Origin of the sequence: Hymenobacter lucidus (assembly GCF_020447265.1) — a bacterium.
GTDB classification, from domain to species: domain Bacteria; phylum Bacteroidota; class Bacteroidia; order Cytophagales; family Hymenobacteraceae; genus Hymenobacter; species Hymenobacter lucidus.
On record NZ_JAJADR010000012.1, the window covers coordinates 80,852 to 98,493 of the forward strand.

At 61.4% G+C, this 17,642-nt stretch carries 13 protein-coding genes, 1 pseudogene and 1 riboswitch; of the genes and pseudogenes, 7 read left to right on the top strand and 7 right to left on the bottom strand.

Features of this window, described 5'->3' with window-relative positions:
* Nucleotides 1–48 precede the first annotated feature (48 nt).
* On the bottom strand, nucleotides 49–1,236 hold the full coding sequence (locus tag LGH74_RS23200) for a cation:proton antiporter domain-containing protein (RefSeq protein ID WP_226180271.1): 1,188 nt from the start codon (nucleotides 1,234–1,236) through the stop codon (nucleotides 49–51).
* A 153-nt stretch (nucleotides 1,237–1,389) separates the two neighbouring features.
* Between LGH74_RS23200 and LGH74_RS23205 the strand changes: the two genes are divergently transcribed.
* Nucleotides 1,390–2,613, top strand: a complete 1,224-nt coding sequence (locus LGH74_RS23205) for a BaiN/RdsA family NAD(P)/FAD-dependent oxidoreductase (RefSeq protein WP_284439294.1) — start codon at nucleotides 1,390–1,392, stop codon at nucleotides 2,611–2,613.
* A 22-nt stretch (nucleotides 2,614–2,635) separates the two neighbouring features.
* Here the strand turns inward: LGH74_RS23205 and LGH74_RS23210 are convergent, their stop codons facing one another.
* Nucleotides 2,636–2,902 carry a hypothetical protein gene (locus tag LGH74_RS23210; protein WP_226180273.1) on the bottom strand — a complete coding sequence of 89 codons (267 nt, stop codon included), beginning with the start codon at nucleotides 2,900–2,902 and terminating at the stop codon, nucleotides 2,636–2,638.
* A gap of 235 nt (nucleotides 2,903–3,137) precedes the next feature.
* On the opposite strand from LGH74_RS23210, the gene LGH74_RS23215 reads away from it, so the two are divergent.
* Nucleotides 3,138–4,610 carry a diadenylate cyclase gene (locus LGH74_RS23215; protein ID WP_226180275.1) on the top strand — a complete coding sequence of 491 codons (1,473 nt, stop codon included), beginning with the start codon at nucleotides 3,138–3,140 and terminating at the stop codon, nucleotides 4,608–4,610.
* Between the two features lie 238 nt (nucleotides 4,611–4,848).
* Here LGH74_RS23215 and LGH74_RS23220 read toward each other — a convergent pair whose 3' ends face one another.
* Nucleotides 4,849–5,838, bottom strand: coding sequence for an aldo/keto reductase (locus tag LGH74_RS23220; RefSeq protein WP_226180277.1), 990 nt, complete (start codon nucleotides 5,836–5,838; stop codon nucleotides 4,849–4,851).
* A 135-nt stretch (nucleotides 5,839–5,973) separates the two neighbouring features.
* Between LGH74_RS23220 and LGH74_RS23225 the strand changes: the two genes are divergently transcribed.
* Entirely contained in the window at nucleotides 5,974–6,492 is a 519-nt protein-coding gene (locus LGH74_RS23225) for a DUF4112 domain-containing protein (protein ID WP_226180279.1), read from the top strand.
* Between the two features lie 98 nt (nucleotides 6,493–6,590).
* Here the strand turns inward: LGH74_RS23225 and LGH74_RS23230 are convergent, their stop codons facing one another.
* The 3 genes from LGH74_RS23230 to LGH74_RS23240 are packed head-to-tail and all read right to left on the bottom strand — an operon-like array spanning nucleotide 6,591 to nucleotide 13,691.
* Entirely contained in the window at nucleotides 6,591–9,245 is a 2,655-nt protein-coding gene (locus LGH74_RS23230) for a M14 family zinc carboxypeptidase (protein WP_226180281.1), read from the bottom strand.
* A 45-nt stretch (nucleotides 9,246–9,290) separates the two neighbouring features.
* Entirely contained in the window at nucleotides 9,291–10,646 is a 1,356-nt protein-coding gene (locus LGH74_RS23235; RefSeq protein WP_226180283.1) for a RagB/SusD family nutrient uptake outer membrane protein, read from the bottom strand.
* Nucleotides 10,647–10,661: 15 nt separating this feature from the next.
* Entirely contained in the window at nucleotides 10,662–13,691 is a 3,030-nt protein-coding gene (locus LGH74_RS23240; protein WP_226180285.1) for a SusC/RagA family TonB-linked outer membrane protein, read from the bottom strand.
* A 574-nt stretch (nucleotides 13,692–14,265) separates the two neighbouring features.
* Nucleotides 14,266–14,357, bottom strand: a riboswitch (SAM riboswitch).
* Nucleotides 14,358–14,694: 337 nt separating this feature from the next.
* Here LGH74_RS23240 and LGH74_RS23245 point away from each other — a divergent pair.
* The 4 genes from LGH74_RS23245 to LGH74_RS23260 all read left to right on the top strand — a co-directional run bounded on the left by LGH74_RS23245 (nucleotide 14,695) and on the right by LGH74_RS23260 (nucleotide 17,329).
* Nucleotides 14,695–15,129, top strand: a complete 435-nt coding sequence (locus LGH74_RS23245) for a hypothetical protein (RefSeq protein WP_226180287.1) — start codon at nucleotides 14,695–14,697, stop codon at nucleotides 15,127–15,129.
* Nucleotides 15,126–15,812 carry an SCO family protein gene (locus LGH74_RS23250; protein WP_226180289.1) on the top strand — a complete coding sequence of 229 codons (687 nt, stop codon included), beginning with the start codon at nucleotides 15,126–15,128 and terminating at the stop codon, nucleotides 15,810–15,812. The genes LGH74_RS23245 and LGH74_RS23250 overlap by 4 nt, the downstream gene beginning before the upstream one ends.
* 6 nt (nucleotides 15,813–15,818) lie before the next feature.
* Nucleotides 15,819–16,253, top strand: coding sequence for a c-type cytochrome (locus LGH74_RS23255; protein WP_226180291.1), 435 nt, complete (start codon nucleotides 15,819–15,821; stop codon nucleotides 16,251–16,253).
* Between the two features lie 116 nt (nucleotides 16,254–16,369).
* Nucleotides 16,370–17,329, top strand: a complete 960-nt coding sequence (locus LGH74_RS23260; protein WP_226180293.1) for an enhanced serine sensitivity protein SseB C-terminal domain-containing protein — start codon at nucleotides 16,370–16,372, stop codon at nucleotides 17,327–17,329.
* Between the two features lie 121 nt (nucleotides 17,330–17,450).
* Here the strand turns inward: LGH74_RS23260 and LGH74_RS23265 are convergent.
* A pseudogene (locus LGH74_RS23265) lies at nucleotides 17,451–17,642 on the bottom strand (DUF2062 domain-containing protein); the annotation flags it as partial.

The window sequence follows — 17,642 nt, forward strand, 5'->3', positions numbered from 1 at the left end:
TACCCACATTCCCCACATTGCTCATATTAGCACCTGAGCACATTACCCCTAGTATTCCCCGATTTCGGGCTCTTTACGGGCCAGTAGCAGACCTATCATCATCAGAATTCCGGTGAGCAGAATGACGACGAAGAGGATGTTTTCACTGACTTCGCCGATGAGGTGCTCGGGCGGAATGCTGTAAAAAAGCAGCACCGTTATCAGGCCCTTAGGGGCAATAAAGAGCTCCGGCACCAAATCGGTGCGGGCAATAAAGCGCAGGTACACGTAGCGGATGGCCATGAGCACGGCCACGATGAGCAGGCCCTGAAGCAGCAGCGCCACGCTCAATAGGCTGGCCAGGGTGATGGAGTAGCCGAAGAGCAGGAAAAAGAACGTGCGGATTAGGAAAGCCGACTCGGCCGTGATACTCTTGAGTTGGTGCAGCTCGCCGGCCAGCCGCTCGGGCCGGAACCAGCGCTTCAGCGGGCCTTTCAGAAACAGCTCGGCATTGTTCACGGCGAGGCCGAAGACCAGCACCAGCAGCAGCGAGGAGAGGTGCAGCTTTTTGGCGGCGCTGTACATCAGAATCAGAAAGGCAAAAATCAGGAAGAACTTGATGTGCAGCCGGATCCGGTCGAGCAGGAAAGCCAGGGCCGCCGTGCTCAGAATGGCCACGATGACAATGGCTACCACGTCGCGCGAGAAGGTGATGACCGACACGCCTTGGGCAAAATCGTCCTGGAGGGCAAAGTTGAAAAACATGATGCCCAGGATGTCGGAAAACGTGCTTTCGTAGATAATGAACTCCTGCTTTTCGCCCCACAGTCCGGCCACGCTCGGAATAGCAATGGCGCTGCTGATGACGGCCAGTGGAATGGCATTGACCAGGCAGCTTTGCCAGGAGGTGCCCACGTAGGCATGCAGCAGAGCAGCAATGGCCACGGCCTGCACGATGAGCATCAGGGCGGCGGCAAAGAACGAGCGGCGGATGAGCGGCGCTTTGTCGCGGCTGATTTTCAGATCCATAGCCCCTTCCAGCACAATCATAATCAGGCCGATGATGCCGAAAATCTGCAGCACGACCGACGGAACGCGGAGGGCAAAATCGAAGTAGTCGGCGGCTTGGCGCAGGGCAATGCCGGTGAGCAGCAGCATCAGCACCGAGGGCACCTTGGTGGCGCGGGCGGCCAGGTCGAACAGGTAGGAAAGAATGACGGCAATGCTCAGCCCGATGAGAATAGAATACGGCCCCATACACTTGAAAAAAGTCCAACGGATAGCTCGGCTATACGGGCCCAGTGCCTCCGCAGCCGACTTTTTCGGCGCCCTGCGGCCAGGCGCTGCCACCTAAACGGACTGTTGCCAACGCCCGGCGCCGTACCTTGTGCTCCGAATATTATCGAATCTATGGCGTCTTTTATTGCCGTTATCGGGGGCGGCCCGGCGGGGCTGCTGGCGGCCCAGCGCCTAGCCGAGGCGGGCCACCAGGTCACCGTTTACGATGCCCAGCCCACGGTGGGGCGCAAGTTTCTGGTGGCCGGCCACGGCGGCTTCAACCTGACCAACGCTGAGCCTCTGCCGGGCTTTGGGCTGCGCTACGCCGCCCGAAGCCCGGCGTTCAGCCGTTACCTGGCGCACTTCTCCCCCGCCGACCTGCGCCAGTGGCTCCAACAGCTGGGCATCGAAACCTTCGTGGGTACTAGCGGCCGGGTATTCCCAACCGACGCCCACAAACCGGCTCAGGTGCTGCGGGCCTGGCTGAATCGGCTGCAAAGCCTAGGGGTGCAGCTACAAACCCGCACCCGTTGGCTGGGTTTCGCGCCCAATAACGGCTTGCAGCTGCGCGACGAAGCCACCGGCCAGGAATCTATTATTCACCCAACGGCTACGGTGCTGGCTTTGGGCGGGGCCAGCTGGGCTAAAACCGGCTCCGACGGCCAGTGGACCACGGCGCTGACGCAGGTTGGGGTGCAGTGTGTGCCGTTTGCGCCTTCCAACTGCGGAGCGGAAGTGGCGTGGTCGGCTTTTTTCCGGGAGAAAGTGGGCCGGACTCCGCTCAAGAACATTGCCCTCACCTGCCAGGGCCACACCGTGCGCGGCGAGCTGCTGCTGACCGACTACGGCCTGGAAGGCACGCCGGTGTACGCCCTCACGCCCCAGTTGCGGACTGCTTTGCAGCTTGAATTGCCGGCTCCGCTGTATTTGAACCTGAAACCCGACCTCTCCGCCGACCAGCTTTTGCAGAAGCTCCGCACGCCCCGCAATGGCAAGTCGTTGGCGGTATACCTGGAAAAAACGCTGCGCCTGGGCCCACCCGTGCCCACGCTGCTGCGGGAACTGGCCCCCACCGAAGCTGGCAACTCCCCGGAAACCCTGGCCGCCCTGCTCCAGCAACTCCCGATTCCGGTGACCGGGCTGCGGCCGCTGGACGAGGCCATTTCTACCGCCGGCGGTGTGGCCTGGGAAGAGGCAGATGAGCAGCTGATGCTCAAGCGGCGGCCGGGCGTGTTTGTGGCCGGCGAAATGCTGGACTGGGAAGCACCCACAGGCGGCTACCTGCTGCAGGGCTGCCTGAGCACCGGCGCCTGGGTGGCGCGGGGCGTGCAGCAATGGCTGGCCGCCGAAAAGTAATTCTGCCGCTTCTGCTGGCTGGCTATTCCTCCCCGCCGATGGGCACTTCCCGGTCTTTGGCTTCGGCGGCGGCCAGAATGGCTTTGGCCTCGGCCAGCAGCTGCTCGCCCCGGTTCATTTCCTTGCGGTAGAGCAGAGCAAACAGGATGAAAAACGACAAAATGGGCAGCACGCACCCCAGCCCAAACCACAGCCAGAACGAGCGGCCGTAGCTGTAAGCGCAGTATCCGGTGGTGAAGGGCAGGAAGGACAGCGCGCAGAAAAAAGCCAGTAGAATATCAATAAACATAACGGAAACCGTTAGGCGCTGACAGTGGTGAGCACAAGCGTACTGGTCTTTCTAAGGTACGCTTCTACGGAACCAATGGCAAGCAGAATCGGGGCTTTTTGCGCCGCTTTTCGGGCTATTTTTCCAGCGCTACAGGGCCGTAGCGGCAGGCCGGCCGTAATCTTACCAGCCCCGGCTACCACCTTCTGCGGCGTTTTCCCGTACCTTCCGCAGTACGCCCTTTCCTCTCGCCCGTTTGCCCCGCCCCTCGATGTCCATGTGGGACCACCAAAGCCTATTCCGTGTCACGGCCCAACTCTTTGCCGATGGCATTTTTAACCTGCTCGACCGTAACCTCAAGCCCGAAGTTTTTCTGCTCGGCCTGGCCTCCGCCCGCGAAACGGACGAGCCCCAGGCCGTCGTCATTGAGCCCGCCAACCACCGCTACTCGCCCGCCGACTTCTCGGAGGTGAAAGCCCACGCTGCTGCTCTTGAGCCCGACGGCCCGCGCGACAATGTGTATCACCTTTACTCCACCGACCAGGACCGCTACGAAAAGCTGCGCTGGTACGACCTGATGCGCCGCTCCACACTGCAGCTGCTCACCGACCTGACCGAGCAGCGCGGCGAAGACCGGATCAGCTTTTGCTCCCTGCCCGTGAGCTTGCACGGCTACCTAGTCGTTATTGTGCTGCAGCTTTCCAGCGACGCCTATCATAGCTATTACTCGCTGCCAGTGCAGCAGCGCGGCACCCGCTCCCCGTCGCTGCTGAACGCGGCCGTATACGAGTTTTTGCAGGACTGCTCCCGGGCCCTGCGCGAAACTGAAACTGACGAGGACCGCCCCGTGCTCGACCGGGACTACAACGAGGTGCTGCGCGCCGCCGGCCGCCGCTTTATGCTGCGCGCCGCCGCCGGCACCCACGGCCTCTACGATGCCTGCAACGGTGTGGCCGCCCTGCGCCACGAGGGCGACGAAGGCGTGGGCACGATGCTGGTAGCCCGCCGCCACCACCCGGCCGTAGTACCCGTGCTGACGCTGGAAACCCCCATTCCGCTGCGCGACCACCGCTCGATCCGGAAGCTGCTGGAGCTGAGCGAGGGCCGCACGTCGCTCATTACCGATGCCTCCGACGTGTTTGGACTGGGCCACGTGGTAGAACCCAGCGACCCTCACTTCGAGCCGCTGTTTACGGTGCATTTCACCAAGCACTACAGCTGGGAGCTGAGCCACAACGACCACGTAATGATGAAAGTGGTGTCGAATACGCCGCGCCTGCCCCAGGGCCGCGTCGATGCCGAAAACTTCGCCCGGGCCGTGCAGCGCACCTTTCCCCATACCGATGAGCCCGGCATTGCCTACCTCTGGGAGCTGACCCAAAAGGCGACCAAGCAAACCAACGGCACCATTCTGGTTATTTCGGAGGGCGCGTCGCAGGAGGCGGTGCGCCTCACCCGGCAGTGCTTCCGCGTCACGCCCCGCATCATGACGCCCTCGGTGCTGCGCCTGGTTACCAACATCGACGGGGCGGTGTTCATCGACCCGACCGGCGTGTGCTACGCCATCGGGGCCATTCTCGACGGGTTGGCCACCGAAAAAGGCGACTCCTCGCGCGGCTCCCGCTACAACTCGGCCGTGCGTTACGTGGAAAGCAGCCGCTACGCTTGTTTAGCCATCGTCGTGAGTGAAGATGGCCTGATTGATTTGCTGCCGCCGCTGAAACGATAGGGTTTCTTAAATGTGAGCAATGCGTCATTGCGAGGCCAAAGGCCGTGGCAATCCGTCCTCTCAAATGTAGAAAGCTCTCTAAACTGAAAAGCCCTTTCCCGTAACAACGAGAAAGGGCTTTCTGGTAAAAGGACGGGGCGTACTACGCAGAGGACGGATGGCTTCGTCGTGCCTCCTCGCAATGACACGTTGCGCATTAGCACATCAGCACATTGCCCACATTCACCACATCAAATCATCATCCATTCACGCTGCGCATCATCTGCTCGGGGTAGCGCAGGCCGGCAGCGGCACCTTTTGGGGCAATATCATCGAGTTGGGCCAGCTCGTCGGGGCTGAGCTGCACTTGGAGCGCCCCCAGATTTTCTTCCAGGTACGATACCCGCTTGGTGCCTGGAATCGGAACGATATCCTCGCCCTGGGCCAGCACCCAGGCCAGGGCCAGCTGGCTGGCGGTGCAGTCTTTTTGGGCCGCCAGGTCTTTGATGCGGGCTACCAGATCCAGATTTTTCTGGAAATTCTCGCCCTGAAACCGGGGCGTGTGGCGGCGGTAGTCGTCCTGGTCCAAGTCTTCGAACTGCTGAATCTGGCCGGTGAGAAAGCCGCGGCCCAGCGGGCTGTAGGGCACAAAGCCGATGCCTAGCTCCCGGCAGGTTTGCAGCACGCCGTCTTCCGGCTCCCGGCTCCAGAGCGAATACTCGGTTTGCAGGGCCGCAATGGGATGCACGGCATTGGCGCGGCGCACCGTATCGGCGGCGGCTTCCGAAAGGCCCAGGTGGCGCACTTTGCCGGCCTGCACCAGCTCGGCCATAGCACCCACGGTTTCCTCAATTGGCGTGTTGGGGTCGACGCGGTGCTGGTAGTAAAGGTCGATGTAGTCGGTGCCGAGGCGCTTGAGGCTCGCGTCGCAGGCCTGGCGCACGTACTCAGGGCGGCCATTTACGCCGCGCTTGGCGGGGTCGTTCGGGTCGCGCTGAATGCCGAACTTGGTGGCAATAACCACCTGCTGCCGCCGACCTTGGAAGGCCCGGCCCACCAGCTCCTCGTTCAGATACGGGCCATACATATCGGCCGTGTCGAAGAAGGTGATGCCCAGCTCCTGGGCGCGGTGTAGGGTGCGGGTGCTTTCGGCATCGTCGCGCTGGCCGTAGAAGTCGGACATGCCCATGCAGCCGAGGCCCAGGGCCGATACGCGCAGGCCGTTGCGGCCCAAAATTCGAGTTTCCATAGTGTGTGGTTGGTGGTGAACGAGAAAGAATGCGGCTGTATAACCGCCGAACAGCCCGCCGGGTTGGCCGCCCCGCTAAAACGGAGTTCGTCCTTTTACGGCGCAACGCGTTAAAGGCAGAAAAAACCTGTTCCAATGGCTCTCCCAACTCGCACTGATATTTCCCCCGGCTCCACTCCCACCTTCGACCAGGATGAGCGGCTGCGCTGGGTAGAGCGCGTGGCCCGGCTTATGGATAGCCAGTTTCGCCTGCCCGGCACCTCCTTCCGCTTCGGCCTCGACCCGGTGCTGGGCCTGCTGCCCGTCGTCGGCGACCTGTCGACTTTCGCTGTATCGGGAGCCTTGCTGATGACCATGATGCGGCACGGCGCCAGCGGCGCGGTAGTGGTGCGCATGATGCTCAATATCCTGCTCGACACCATCGTAGGAGCCATTCCGGTGCTGGGCAACATCTTCGACTTCGCCTACAAAAGTAATGAGCGCAACGTGGCGCTGCTGCGCCGGCACTATGCCGAGGGCCGGCACACGGGCAGCGGCCGGGGCCTGCTTACGGTGGTACTCATCGGCTTCCTCATTTTCTTGGGCTTGCTGCTCTGGGGCCTGTGGAGCCTCACGGTGTGGCTCTGGCAGTACGGCGACCAGCATTGGTGGTAAAGTGGAATTCTGTTGCCAAACCAGGCGCGGAAATCCAGCAGTAAGACACTCAATCATAGCTATTTCAGCCTGACATCCCCTTTAACTAAACGACTCCTTTACTCCTGCTCTTCCTCGGCCGAAATGGCCGCCGGACCTTCGGGCAAATTCAGCAGGGGTCCGAGTAATAGGGCGTTAGCAAACAGGCGCGAAGTGCCGTGCCAGTAGTGACGGAAGTTAGGGTCATCGGCGAAGAGCACGACCCGGCCGGCGCCTACTTTGCTTACCACCACGGCCGCCGAGCTGCTGATCTGCTTCAGGTTACCCTTCGACACGTAGCCGCTCACCAGTGGCTGGGCGGTGTATTGCGCTACCGTGGCGTAGGGGTTGCGGCTGGGCTTAAGGAAGGTAGTGCCGTTGCGGAATACGTAGAGCCGGCGGCTGGTCAGCCCAAAGCCGATGGGATTGGTGATATCAATGTCGGCTGAGTAGATAGAGCCGGCAATGGCGCGGGTGCCCTCCTGCTCTTGCTGTACAAAATCGGACCGGCCGGGGGCAGCGGCTTTACCTTTCGCCCCAGCTGTAGCAGTAGTATCGGCCCAGCCGCCAGAAGCCGGAATCAGCAGTTTTTCCTTCACGATTCCCTGCTTGATAGCCCATTCTGAGGCATTTTTCAGGGTAATGAGCGTGCCGCCATCCTGTACCCACTGCCTCAGCTTGGCCACGGCCGCCTTGTCGAGGCTGGCGTACGTGCCGCCCACCAGCACGATGTTGGAGTAGCGGCCCAGCGGGGCCCGGCCGAAGTTGCTGATTTCAATACGGCTCAGGGGCAAGCCCAGCTGCTGGCTCGCCGCAAACCAGGCCTCACCCACTTCCGAGGAGTTGGTGCCCTGCCCTACCAGAATAGCCGCCTTGGTTTCGGGCGCCGTGCGCACGTTGTTAGAGCCCAAGTCGATGCCCTTGGCGCTGAAACCCGTACCGACGCTGGTAAACGTGACCTGGTTTTGGCGGCTGATCCGGCTGACAATCTGAAATACGGAATCGGCCGGCAGCTTCTGGGTGGCCACGGGAATGACGAGCGTGCCGTAGCCGAAGTCGGTGGAGCTTTCAGCCGTGCCGGCGCTGAAGGGCTTGAAGCTGACTTTGGCCGTCAGGCCGGCCCGCTGCAGGGCCGTGAGGGTGCGAGGCGCGTTGTAGTCCGACCAGGGCAGAAGGTACGCGTAGCTGCTTTGGCCGCCGCGCACCGTGCCATTCAGGGTTTTGACGGCCTGCACTGGGGCGCCTTGCACCAGGCTGATATTCTTCTGCTTGGCCACGGCCAGCCCGTAGGCGTGGGCCTGGCTCCAGCCGGTTACGTCGTAGAACACGCTGTCGTGAAAGGCGGTCAGCTCCTCGAACAGGGAGTTGACGATGCGGTACTGGGGCTGGGCCGTGGGCACCACGTAGGCCTTGCCTTTTTCAAACGGCTGCTTGTCGAGCGTGACGGTTTTGCCCAGCTCGTGCACCTCAATTTTGTGCTGAAGCAGCAGGCTCAAGAACTTGTTGGTCAGCGTCTCGTCCTGGGCGTTGCCGAAGACATAAGCCTTGGTCGGGAACTTACGAGCGTCACTCAGGGCCGAGGCAAAAAACTCGCGCTGGTGCTTCAGGTACAGTTCTTTTTCCTCCACCGCGCCCCGCACCGTGGCCAGGCCGGTAGCCACGTGGTTGCGAATCGTGAAGGGGAAGGTGACCACGCCGTTGGTGCCTTCCTGCGCCAGGCCCCGGGAGCTGCCCACTTCGAAGGTAATGCCCACGCCGCCCTGAAAATCGGGGTAGGTCGAGCCGTAGATGGGCGAGAGGTTATCGAACTGCTCCTTGGTCCAGTACAACGAGCCCAGGTTGTCGAGGGCCTTGGCGAAGTACTTGGCCAGGTGCACGTTGAGCACTTCGTAGGTAGCCCGGGGTATCAGGTCGTTTTCGGTGCTGAAGGGCTTGGACGGTTCGAAATAATACGTGCCGTTGGTGCCCATTTCGTGAAAGTCTATCATCACGTTGGGGTACCACTCGTGGAAAAACGCCATCCGAGCTCGGCTTTCGGGCTGGGTCAGGGCCAGCCAGTCCCGGTTCAAATCGGTGTAGAAGTGGTTGGTGCGGCCCCCGGGCCAGGCTTCGGTGTGCTCCCGGTCGAGCGGGTCCGTGGGGTTGGGCCACGACTTGTTCTGGTCAAACCAGTGCGAGGCCCGGTCGCGCCCGTCGGGGTTTTCCAGCGGGTCGAGGGTAATGACTGACTGCTCGAGCCACTGCTGGGTTTCGGGGCTGGTGGAGGCCGTCAGGTAATAGGCCAAGAGCAACGCCGCTTCCGAGGAGGAGCTTTCGTTGCCGTGCACCCCGAAGTTGAGGCTAACTACCACCGGCAGCTTGCGGTAGTCGGGCGCGGGCTGGGCGGGGTCGACTAGCGCCCGGCGGGCCTGCTGCAAGCCGGCCAGATTCTGCTGGTTCTGGGGCGCGGTGATGGTGGCCACTACCTGGGGCCGCTCCTCGAAGGTCGTCCCAATGGTGCGCAGACTCACCCGGTCCGACACCCGGTCCAGCTCCCGCAGGTAGGCCACAATCTGGTCGGTGCGGGTGTAGTGCGTGCCGATGGCGTAGCCCAGAAACTGCTCGGGCGTCGGAATTTTAGGGTCGAAGGTGCTGGCCTGAGCGGCGGGGAAAAAGTAGCTATTCTGAGCCGCGGCGGGTTGGGCTAGTGCCAAGCCCAGGGAAAGTAGGGCGGCGGAAAAGGAGGATTTCAACATGGGTATAGCGGGCGAGGAAAAGCCGGTTAAGTTGTCAGTAAGAGCCTAGTACCCCGGGTTCTGCTCCAGGCTCGGGTCGGCGACCAGGTCGTTGAAGGGAATCGGGAACAGCCAGCGGCGCTGGTCGGTAACGCCGAGCACAGTGGCGGCGCGGCCGGTGCGGACGAGGTCAAACCACCGGTCGGCTTCGAAGGCGAATTCGACGCGCCGCTCGTTCTCGATGGCCAGCAGCAGGGCATCGGCGGTGGCGGCTTTGCTGGGCTCTACTCCGGCGCGGCTGCGCACGGCGTTCAGGTCGGCCAGCGCGTCAGTGAGCTTGTTTTGCTTGGCGCGGGCTTCGGCCCGGATGAGGTACTGCTCGGCCAGGCGCAGCACGTAGCTCGGGTCGTCGCGCTGGGCCGAACGGCTGTAAAGGTTGCCGTAGGTCACGCTGCTGCCGTTGATGGTAGTAGAAGCCAGCAGGGCTGAGCGGCTGCCGCCGGTGGCCGGGTCGTTGAGCAACGTAATGGCGGCGGGCAGGGGCTGGAAGTTGAACTGCCCGCCCAGGGCGCTGGGAAACCAGTTGTTCCACATGCTGTTAGCGTCGGAGTTGCTGAAAGTCAGCTCAAAAACCGATTCCTGGCTCAGAAACGGAGCCGTAGAAATGGCCCGGTAGGGCGTTACGAGCCTGTAGTTGCTGCTGCCAATCACCTGGGTGGCGTAGGTTTCGGCCTCGCTCCACTGCTGGCGGTAGAGGTGCAGGCGGGCCCGCAGGGCCCGGGCGGCGGCCTTCACGGCCCGGTTGCGAGTGGCCGTTTCAGGCAGCAAGGCTTCGGCCTGGGTTAGGTCGGCCAGCACCTGGTCGTAGGTCTGGGCCAGGGTGCTGCGGCGCAGGCCGGCCCCGTTTTCCTTGGAGCGCGTCGGCGTGAGTATCAGTGGCACTCCGCCCCAGCCCCGGCCCAGGTCAAAGTACACTAAGGCCCGCAGGAAGTAGGCCTCGCCGAGCAACTGGTTTTTCTCGGCTGCCGGCAGCAGCGGGTCGTTGATGGCGGGCAGGGCGGCCAGCACGTTGTTAGCCCCGTTGATGGCCTGGTACATCTGGGTCCAGGCCTCGGTAATCAGCACGTTGTCGGCGCTGAGCTGGTTTTGGTCAATCTGCAAAAACTGGTTGAGCGTGCCGTTGAAGCGCACGTTGTCGCCGGGCAGAAAACCCAGCACCGGCCAGTTGAGCTGGTAGTAGGCCTGCACCCGGTCATACACGCCGATGGTGGCCGAGCGGGCACTGCCGGCGTCGGTAATGGCCTTGTCGTCGGCGAGTTGCTGCACTGGCGTGGGCTCCAGCAAATCGTTGCAGGCCGTGATGCTGAGCGTAGTAGCGCCGAGCAAAGCCGCAAAAAACAGGTAGTGTATCGTGGATTTCATCTTGCGTTGTCCGTTTTAGAGTCCGAGCGTGACGCCCACCTGGAGGGTGCGGGGCTGGGGCACCGTGGCCCAGTCGAAGTTTTTGGTGTTGCTCACCCCGCTCTGAGAGTTGACTTCGGGGTCGAGGCCGGAGTAAGGCGTGAGGGTGAATAGGTTAGCGGCCTGCACGTAGACGCGCACTGAGCTGAGCCGGGCCTTGGCCAGGGTTTCCTTCGGGATGGTGTAGCCCAGCGTGAGGGTGCGCAGGCGCAGGAAGGAACCGTCTTCGAGGTACCGGTCACTGAGGTTTTGCACCACGCCGCCGTAGTTGTTGCTGGCCGCATTGGTCGTCAGGCGCGGAATGTCGGTCTGGTCGCCGGGGTTTTGCCACCGGTCGAGCTGCTCGCGTAGGTAGCCGATGTTGCTCTGGGTGCCGCCGTGCACGAGGAAGAAGCGGTTCATGTTCATGATTTTGGCCCCCTGCTCGAAGTTGAGCGAAAAGCCAAAGTCAACTCCTTTATAAGTAACCGAGTTGGTCAGCCCGCCGAAGTAGTCGGGCCAGGCGTTGCCCACCAGCTGCCGGTCGGCCACGGTAAGCTGCCCGTCGCCGTTCACGTCCTCGTACTCCGCGTCGCCGCTTTCGGGGTTCACGCCGGTTTGGTGGTAGAGCCAGAACGAGTACAGCGGGGCGCCTTCCTCGAGGCGGAAAATGTCGCGCGAACCGGTGGTAATGGGCGCAGCCAGCTTCTGAATCTTGTTCACGTTGCGGGCCAGGTTCACCGTGGTGCTCCACTGCAGCGGGCCTTTGTTGAGCCAGTTCACGGTAGCCTGGGCCTCAAAACCCTTGTTGCTGACGGCCCCGTAGTTTTCGACCACCGAGGCGAAGCCGGTTTTGCGCGGCACCGGCACGTTCAGCAACAATCCCGAGGTGTACTTATCGTAATAATTAAGCTCCAGCAGCACCCGATTGTCGAGCACAGCCGCGTCGAGGCCCACATTCCATTGCCGGGTGCTTTCCCAGCTCAGATTGGGGTTGGCCAGCTGCAGCGGAGCCGTGCCAGGCAAGTCGAGGTAGTTGGCCCCACCCTGCACCAGGCCCAGGGCGGCAAAGTCGCTGATGCCAGCCTGGTTGCCGGTCTTGCCCACGCTGGCCCGCAGCTTGAGCTCCTGGAAAATATTTAGGTTCTGGATAAAGCCTTCCTCACCCAAGCGCCAGCCCAAGCCCACAGCTGGGAAGTAGCCCCAGCGCTGATCGGCTCCAAAGCGAGACGAGGCGTCGGCCCGCACGCTCACGTCGGCCGTGTAGCGGCTCTTATAGGAGTAAGTGGCCTTGCCAAAGAACGACACCAGTCCGGCCTGGGAACGGGACGAAGAACCGGTTTGCGTAGCGGCCGAGGCAATGGTGGTCAGGTCGTTGCCGGGAAACTGCTGGCCCAGCAAACTGGTGCGCTGGAAGGTATTGCGCTGCAACGTATTGCCCACCAGGGCCTGCAACGAGTGGTTTTCGCCCAGCTCCACGTTGTAGTTCAGGGTCTGCTCGTTGAGCAACGTTATGTCGCGCGAAAGGTAGGACGAAGCCGTGCCCCGGGGCTGGCCAGCCAGAATCAGCGTGTTGTTGAAGTTGTTTTCGTACATGTCGTTGAAGTCGATGCTCCAACTGCTGCGTAACGTCAGGTTTTTCAGGAAGCGGTACTCGCTGTAGACGTTGGAAATGACCCGGGTGCCTACCGCGTCGTTGTTGAGGTTGTCAATCAGGGCCTGGTGGTTGTCGAAGGAGCCGTACTTGGCGTAGGAGCCATCGGGATTATACACCGGCAGATTCGTACGCGGAAACAAGGCCGAATTGATGACGCCTACCGGGTTATTGTCGTTGCTGCTCACGTTGCGGTGGGTGCGGGCCAGGGCCGTGCTGGTCCCGATGCGCAGCTTGTCGGTTACGGAGTTGTCGAGGTTTACCCGCAGCGAAAACCGGTCGAAGGCGCTGGGCCGGGCAATAGATTCCTGCTGGAAATAGCCTGCCCCGATGTAGAACTGGGTTTTATCCGAGCCTCCCGCAGCCGACAGCTCGTAGCTCTGGGTCTGGGCCGTGCGAAACACGTCCGAAAGCCGGTCGTACGTCGGCTGTTCCTCGGGCAGGCCCCGCCCACCCGAGGCCACCGAGCGGTACGGTAGCTGCACCGGGTTGCCCCCGTCGTTCAAAAACCGCTCGTTTTCCAGCTCCGCCAGCTCGGGGCCGGTTACCAGGTCGTACTGCTTGGCGGCCTTCGACCAGCCGTGGTAGGTGTTGAAGGTAATGCGGGTTTTGTCGCCGGCCTTGCCCCGCTTGGTCGTGATGAGCACCACGCCGTTAGCCCCGCGGGAGCCGTAAATAGCCGTGGCGTTGGCGTCCTTCAGAATCTCGATGCTTTCAATATCCTGGGGGTTCAGGTCAGCCAGCGGATTCGACGACACCTGGTTGCCCAAGCCCGTGGCAATTAGGTTGGTGTTGTTGATGAACACCCCGTCGACCACGTAGAGTGGGTCGTTGCTAGCATTCACCGAGTTGCTGCCCCGGATGCGGATGAAAATACCGCCGCCCGGCACGCCCGAATTGGCTGATACCTGCACGCCGGGCGCCTTGCCCTGCAGGAGCTGGTCGGGACTGGCGGCCGGAATGTCCTTCAGCGCGTCGCCTTTCACGGAGCTAATGGCGCTGGTCAGGGTTTTGCGGTTTTGCTCGCTGTAGCCCGTCACGACTACCTCAGAAAGCTGCTTGACATCGGCTTTCAATGCAATGCGTATCGCGCCGCCCACGGCATTTACGGTCTGGGTTTCGTAGCCCACCGCACTAACGACCAACGCACTACTACCCGCCGGCAAGCTCAGGGTAAATTGCCCGTTGGGGTCGGTGGAGGCGCCGACAGTGGTGCCTTTCACCACAACGGTCACGCCGGGCAACGGGCTACGGTCGGATGCGTCGGTAATGGTGCCGGTAACGGTTTGCGCCGCGGCCGACTGCGCAAAGCTGGGGCTGGCTTGGAAGCACACAATGGCGGCTGGCACCGCCAGAAGAGTAAAGGATTTCATAGGAAAATGGCGGTTTTGAGGAGCACAATGCTCTAGGCCAATCCAAGCCGGTTTCGGCTACTCTGGGCGCACTTTCGTCAGACTTTCAACAAGTTGCGCAGCTAAATTCGACGGCCTCCAGGCCGGAATTTACCCAGCACAACGCTGTAAGCGAAGCCAAACGGGTACGAAAAAGCCGAAAAACAGGATTCTTCCCTCTCGGGCCCGACTCGTGCACAGTTGGGCTAGTTCAGACGCTTGAGGGCGCTGAAATAGGATGATAAGAAGAAAATTTGGATTGACCAGAAATATGAATCTGGTAGCCAGGGACCCAAAACCATTCAAGAACGGCTGGGACCTGACCTGCAAGGCGCCACGGCGGCATTGCAGAAAGGGTGCAGCAAGCTAACGTGCTAGGTCAGCCGACTACGGGAGCAAACAAGAAGGAGGAAAGGAAATACCTGATCCTTAGCAGCTCAAGCCCGGGGCGGGCATACAGACCGCGCAACACATCATACCACAACAGCCCTGGTACAGGGTGGCGCGGGGTGTCACGAAGGCGAGGGAGCTGGTAAGGGCTTTCACGGAGTTGTTGTTTTTATATGGTCAGGACTTGGCACCGTTCCGGATATTCCGGGGGTTGTCGGCGTTTCATAGAGCCTGTCTCTCCACGCCTCTGTATAAAAACAATCCTTTGATGGGGAAAGAATTGGTGCTTCAAAGGTAAAGACGCGAAATTCAAAAACGCAAATATTATTTTTCATTCTCGCCTGTAAGTGCTCCACCCCTGCCCACTAAAAAGCCTCCAACATGTCTGAAACGCAGTATTTCAGCAAACCCATCCCCAGCTCAATTCCGGAAAACAAGCAGTCAAACTCGTTCTAACTGGCTTGTTTCACCCTGCTGCACCTCTACCCGGCAGCTTATTGAGCCGCGGTAGGCGTTATTATTTCTGCTTGCCATTATGAGCGAAGCCAGCCCTATCTACCGTGCTACTGCCAGCCGTGTGCCTTACCTTTGCGTCGTGCTTACACTTCGTCCTTTCTCCTTGCTGGCAGCCACCGGCCTGGCCGTATTGGGGGCCTGCAACGCTACTCCCTCAGCTGAACAGCAGCTGGCCGCCGCCGAAAAAACCGTGCTGGCCAGCCACGATACGCTGATGGCCCAGATGGACCAGCTCTACGACCTGCGCCAGAAGCTGCAGCAGCCCAGCCTGCCCGATACTGTGGCCGCCGGCCGGCAGCGCCGGAGCCTGCTGGCCGCCGATGCCGCCATGATGGGCTGGATGCACCAGTACCACAAGCCCGCCGACACTGTAGCCGCTGCCACCAAGTTGGCGTACTTCGCGGCGCAGCAGCAGAAAATTGACTCGGTGGGCCGGCTCATGCGCCAGAGCCTCGACTCGGCCCGCCTCGTGTTGCAGCCGGCTACTTCCTCTTCCAATTCTTCCGCTCAATGATGTTGTCTTCTTTCCGCCGCGCTTTGCACGTAGGCCTGCTCGCCCTGGGCAGCGCCGTAGCCCTCACTGCCTGTTCCGATAAAACTGAGGAAAGCCAGGTGCTGCCCTACATCGGGGAGCGGGACGTGCGGCCCCGCGCCGACGGGGGCCCGGCCGATACTATTTTCGCCGCCATTCCCAGCTTCACGCTCACGAACCAGGACGGCCAGACGATTACCAACCAGACGTTTGCCGGCAAAGTGTACGTGGCCGACTTCTTCTTTGCCACCTGTCCCAGCATCTGCCCCAAGATGCAAAGCGAGATGCTGCGGGTGTACGAGCAGTTCAAGGGCAACCCCAAAGTGCTGTTCCTGTCGCACACCATTGACCCGGCCCACGACTCCATCCCAGTACTGCGCGACTATGCCCAGCGCCTGGGCATTCAGGATGCCAGCCGCTGGCACTTTGCCACCGCGCCCCACGACACGATTTTCGGCCTGGCCCGCCGCTACATGACGGCCGCCCAGAAGGACGGCGGCGTGCCCGGCGGCTACGCCCACAGCGGCACGTTTGCCCTGATTGACTCTGAGCGTCACATCCGGGGCGTGTACGACGGCATGGTGAAGGAAGAAGTAGACCGTCTGATTCAGGAGCTGCCGCTGCTGCTCAAAGAAGAAGCGGCCAAACAGCCCAAAGCCCAGTAACGCGCCATGAAGAAGCTGCGGCAACCCTTGTGGATACTCCGTAGTCTGGCCGTGCTGGCCGGCGGCGCGAGTATACTCAGCTGCTTTTCCAACCGGCAGAACGAGGGCGCCAAGCTCTACGAAACCCACTGCTCAAACTGCCACGGCAGCCAGGGAGAAGGCCTCAAACGCCTGATTCCGCCCCTGGCCGGCGCCGACTACCTGGTGCAGCACCGCGCGGAGCTGGCCTGCCTCGTGCGCAAGGGCAAGCAGGGCCCACTGCTGGTAAATGGCGTGGACTACAACCAAGTGATGCCGCCGGCCGACTCCCACCTGACCGACTCGCAGATTACCAACATTCTGAACTTCGTGCAGACTTCCTGGGGCAATAAAGGCGAAATCTTCACCATCCGGGAAGTATCGGAGCAGCTGCGGGGCTGTGGCGGCAGCGACGGGCGCTAGGCGCGGCCAAACCCGCTGGGAACCAAATTGCTAGCACAAAAGTCTTGGTAAGGAGCATTTTTGGCGGCATTCTTCCCCAATCCTCACTAGCTTGCATATCCAATCTACTCTGTCCTATGGGTCTCTTCGACTTTCTGAAATCCAACAAACCAGCGCCTCAGACGCCTGCTCCTACTACCCCGCCCGCTTCTTCTGAAGGTGCTGCCCCGGCCACGCCCGCCACTTCCGGCCCGCGCTACAAGGGTGCCAGCTACACCTCCCCTACCGCCGCTCCCGCCCCGGTGCCCCAGATGCCGCCGATGCCCCAACTCCCGATTCCGGAGCTGCCGTCGATGCCGCACTTCGAGCCGCTGAACGTGCTGGAGCAGCTGCTGTTCAACGCCGCGACTATGCCCGAGTTTCGCCCCGGCTTCTACCAGGCGCTGCTGAACGAAGAAGTGTTTGTGGTAACGATTCCGAAGGAAGGTGAGCCGACGGGCGAAGTAACGCCGGTGGAAGGCATGGAAATTCAGCTACAGGTGCTGAACGACGGCAAAATCCCGGTTTTCACGTCCAAGGAGCGGGTTTTCGAGGGTGAAACCGAGGAAAACAGCCTGCCCTTTATGCGCCTGCGCGGCCTCGACTTTTTCCAGATGACCCAGGGGGCCGACTGCGCCCTGAACCCATTTTCGAGCATCGGCAAACTGCTGCCCGCTACCGAAATAGCCGAGCTCTTGAGCAGCAACCTGGCCCAGCCCGCACCCGGCAATGTGCAGGTAATGCTGGGTCCGCCCACCGAAGAGCACACGCCCCTGATTGAGGCCGTGCGCGGCTTTGCCCTCAGCAAGCCCCAGGTGGAAGTAGCCCACGTAGCTATGGTGCATTTCCAGGACAACACCTCCCCCTCGCGCCTGCTACTGGCCTTCTACACCGACGACAACGACCCGGCTTTCCTGGAAGAAATGGGCCCCGTCATTCAGGGCAACATCAAGGATAATGACCTGGTAGACGTGATGGTGCTGGACAAAACCTCCGAAGAGCCGCTCAACCAGTATTTCCTGCAGGCCGAGCCCGTGTACAAGCGCGACGAGGCGTAGGCATATAAGCCTTAATGAGAAAGCCCTGACCGCGGTCAGGGCTTTTTTTATGCGCAAGGCATCTGTACCCCAGCACCGCAAACCCCATTCATGCCGCCGAAAGAACGTCATGTCGGGTTAGTTATTCGGTCACAACTACCCGCCGGGCCAGCAGCCGGCGAAACAGGGGCTTCAACGCAAAGTATAGCACCAGCCCCACCGGCACCGATACCAGCGCCCAGAGCAGCACCGCCCCGGCCCCGGCCCGCCACAGCAGCGCCAGAGCGCTACCCCAGTCGTGGGCAAACAGACGGCGCAGCTGGCTCATCGTCAG

What these genes read in the sequence shown, in the direction of transcription:
- LGH74_RS23205 (WP_284439294.1), top strand. Translation starts at nt 1,390, where the DNA reads ATGGCGTCTTTTATTGCCGTTATCGGGGGCGGCCCGGCGGGGCTGCTG.
- LGH74_RS23220 (WP_226180277.1), bottom strand. Translation starts at nt 5,838, where the DNA reads ATGGAAACTCGAATTTTGGGCCGCAACGGCCTGCGCGTATCGGCCCTG.
- LGH74_RS23225 (WP_226180279.1), top strand. Translation starts at nt 5,974, where the DNA reads ATGGCTCTCCCAACTCGCACTGATATTTCCCCCGGCTCCACTCCCACC.
- LGH74_RS23260 (WP_226180293.1), top strand. Translation starts at nt 16,370, where the DNA reads ATGGGTCTCTTCGACTTTCTGAAATCCAACAAACCAGCGCCTCAGACG.
- LGH74_RS23235 (WP_226180283.1), bottom strand. Translation starts at nt 10,646, where the DNA reads ATGAAATCCACGATACACTACCTGTTTTTTGCGGCTTTGCTCGGCGCT.
- LGH74_RS23210 (WP_226180273.1), bottom strand. Translation starts at nt 2,902, where the DNA reads ATGTTTATTGATATTCTACTGGCTTTTTTCTGCGCGCTGTCCTTCCTG.
- LGH74_RS23200 (WP_226180271.1), bottom strand. Translation starts at nt 1,236, where the DNA reads ATGGGGCCGTATTCTATTCTCATCGGGCTGAGCATTGCCGTCATTCTT.
- LGH74_RS23240 (WP_226180285.1), bottom strand. Translation starts at nt 13,691, where the DNA reads ATGAAATCCTTTACTCTTCTGGCGGTGCCAGCCGCCATTGTGTGCTTC.
- LGH74_RS23250 (WP_226180289.1), top strand. Translation starts at nt 15,126, where the DNA reads ATGATGTTGTCTTCTTTCCGCCGCGCTTTGCACGTAGGCCTGCTCGCC.
- LGH74_RS23230 (WP_226180281.1), bottom strand. Translation starts at nt 9,245, where the DNA reads ATGTTGAAATCCTCCTTTTCCGCCGCCCTACTTTCCCTGGGCTTGGCA.
- LGH74_RS23255 (WP_226180291.1), top strand. Translation starts at nt 15,819, where the DNA reads ATGAAGAAGCTGCGGCAACCCTTGTGGATACTCCGTAGTCTGGCCGTG.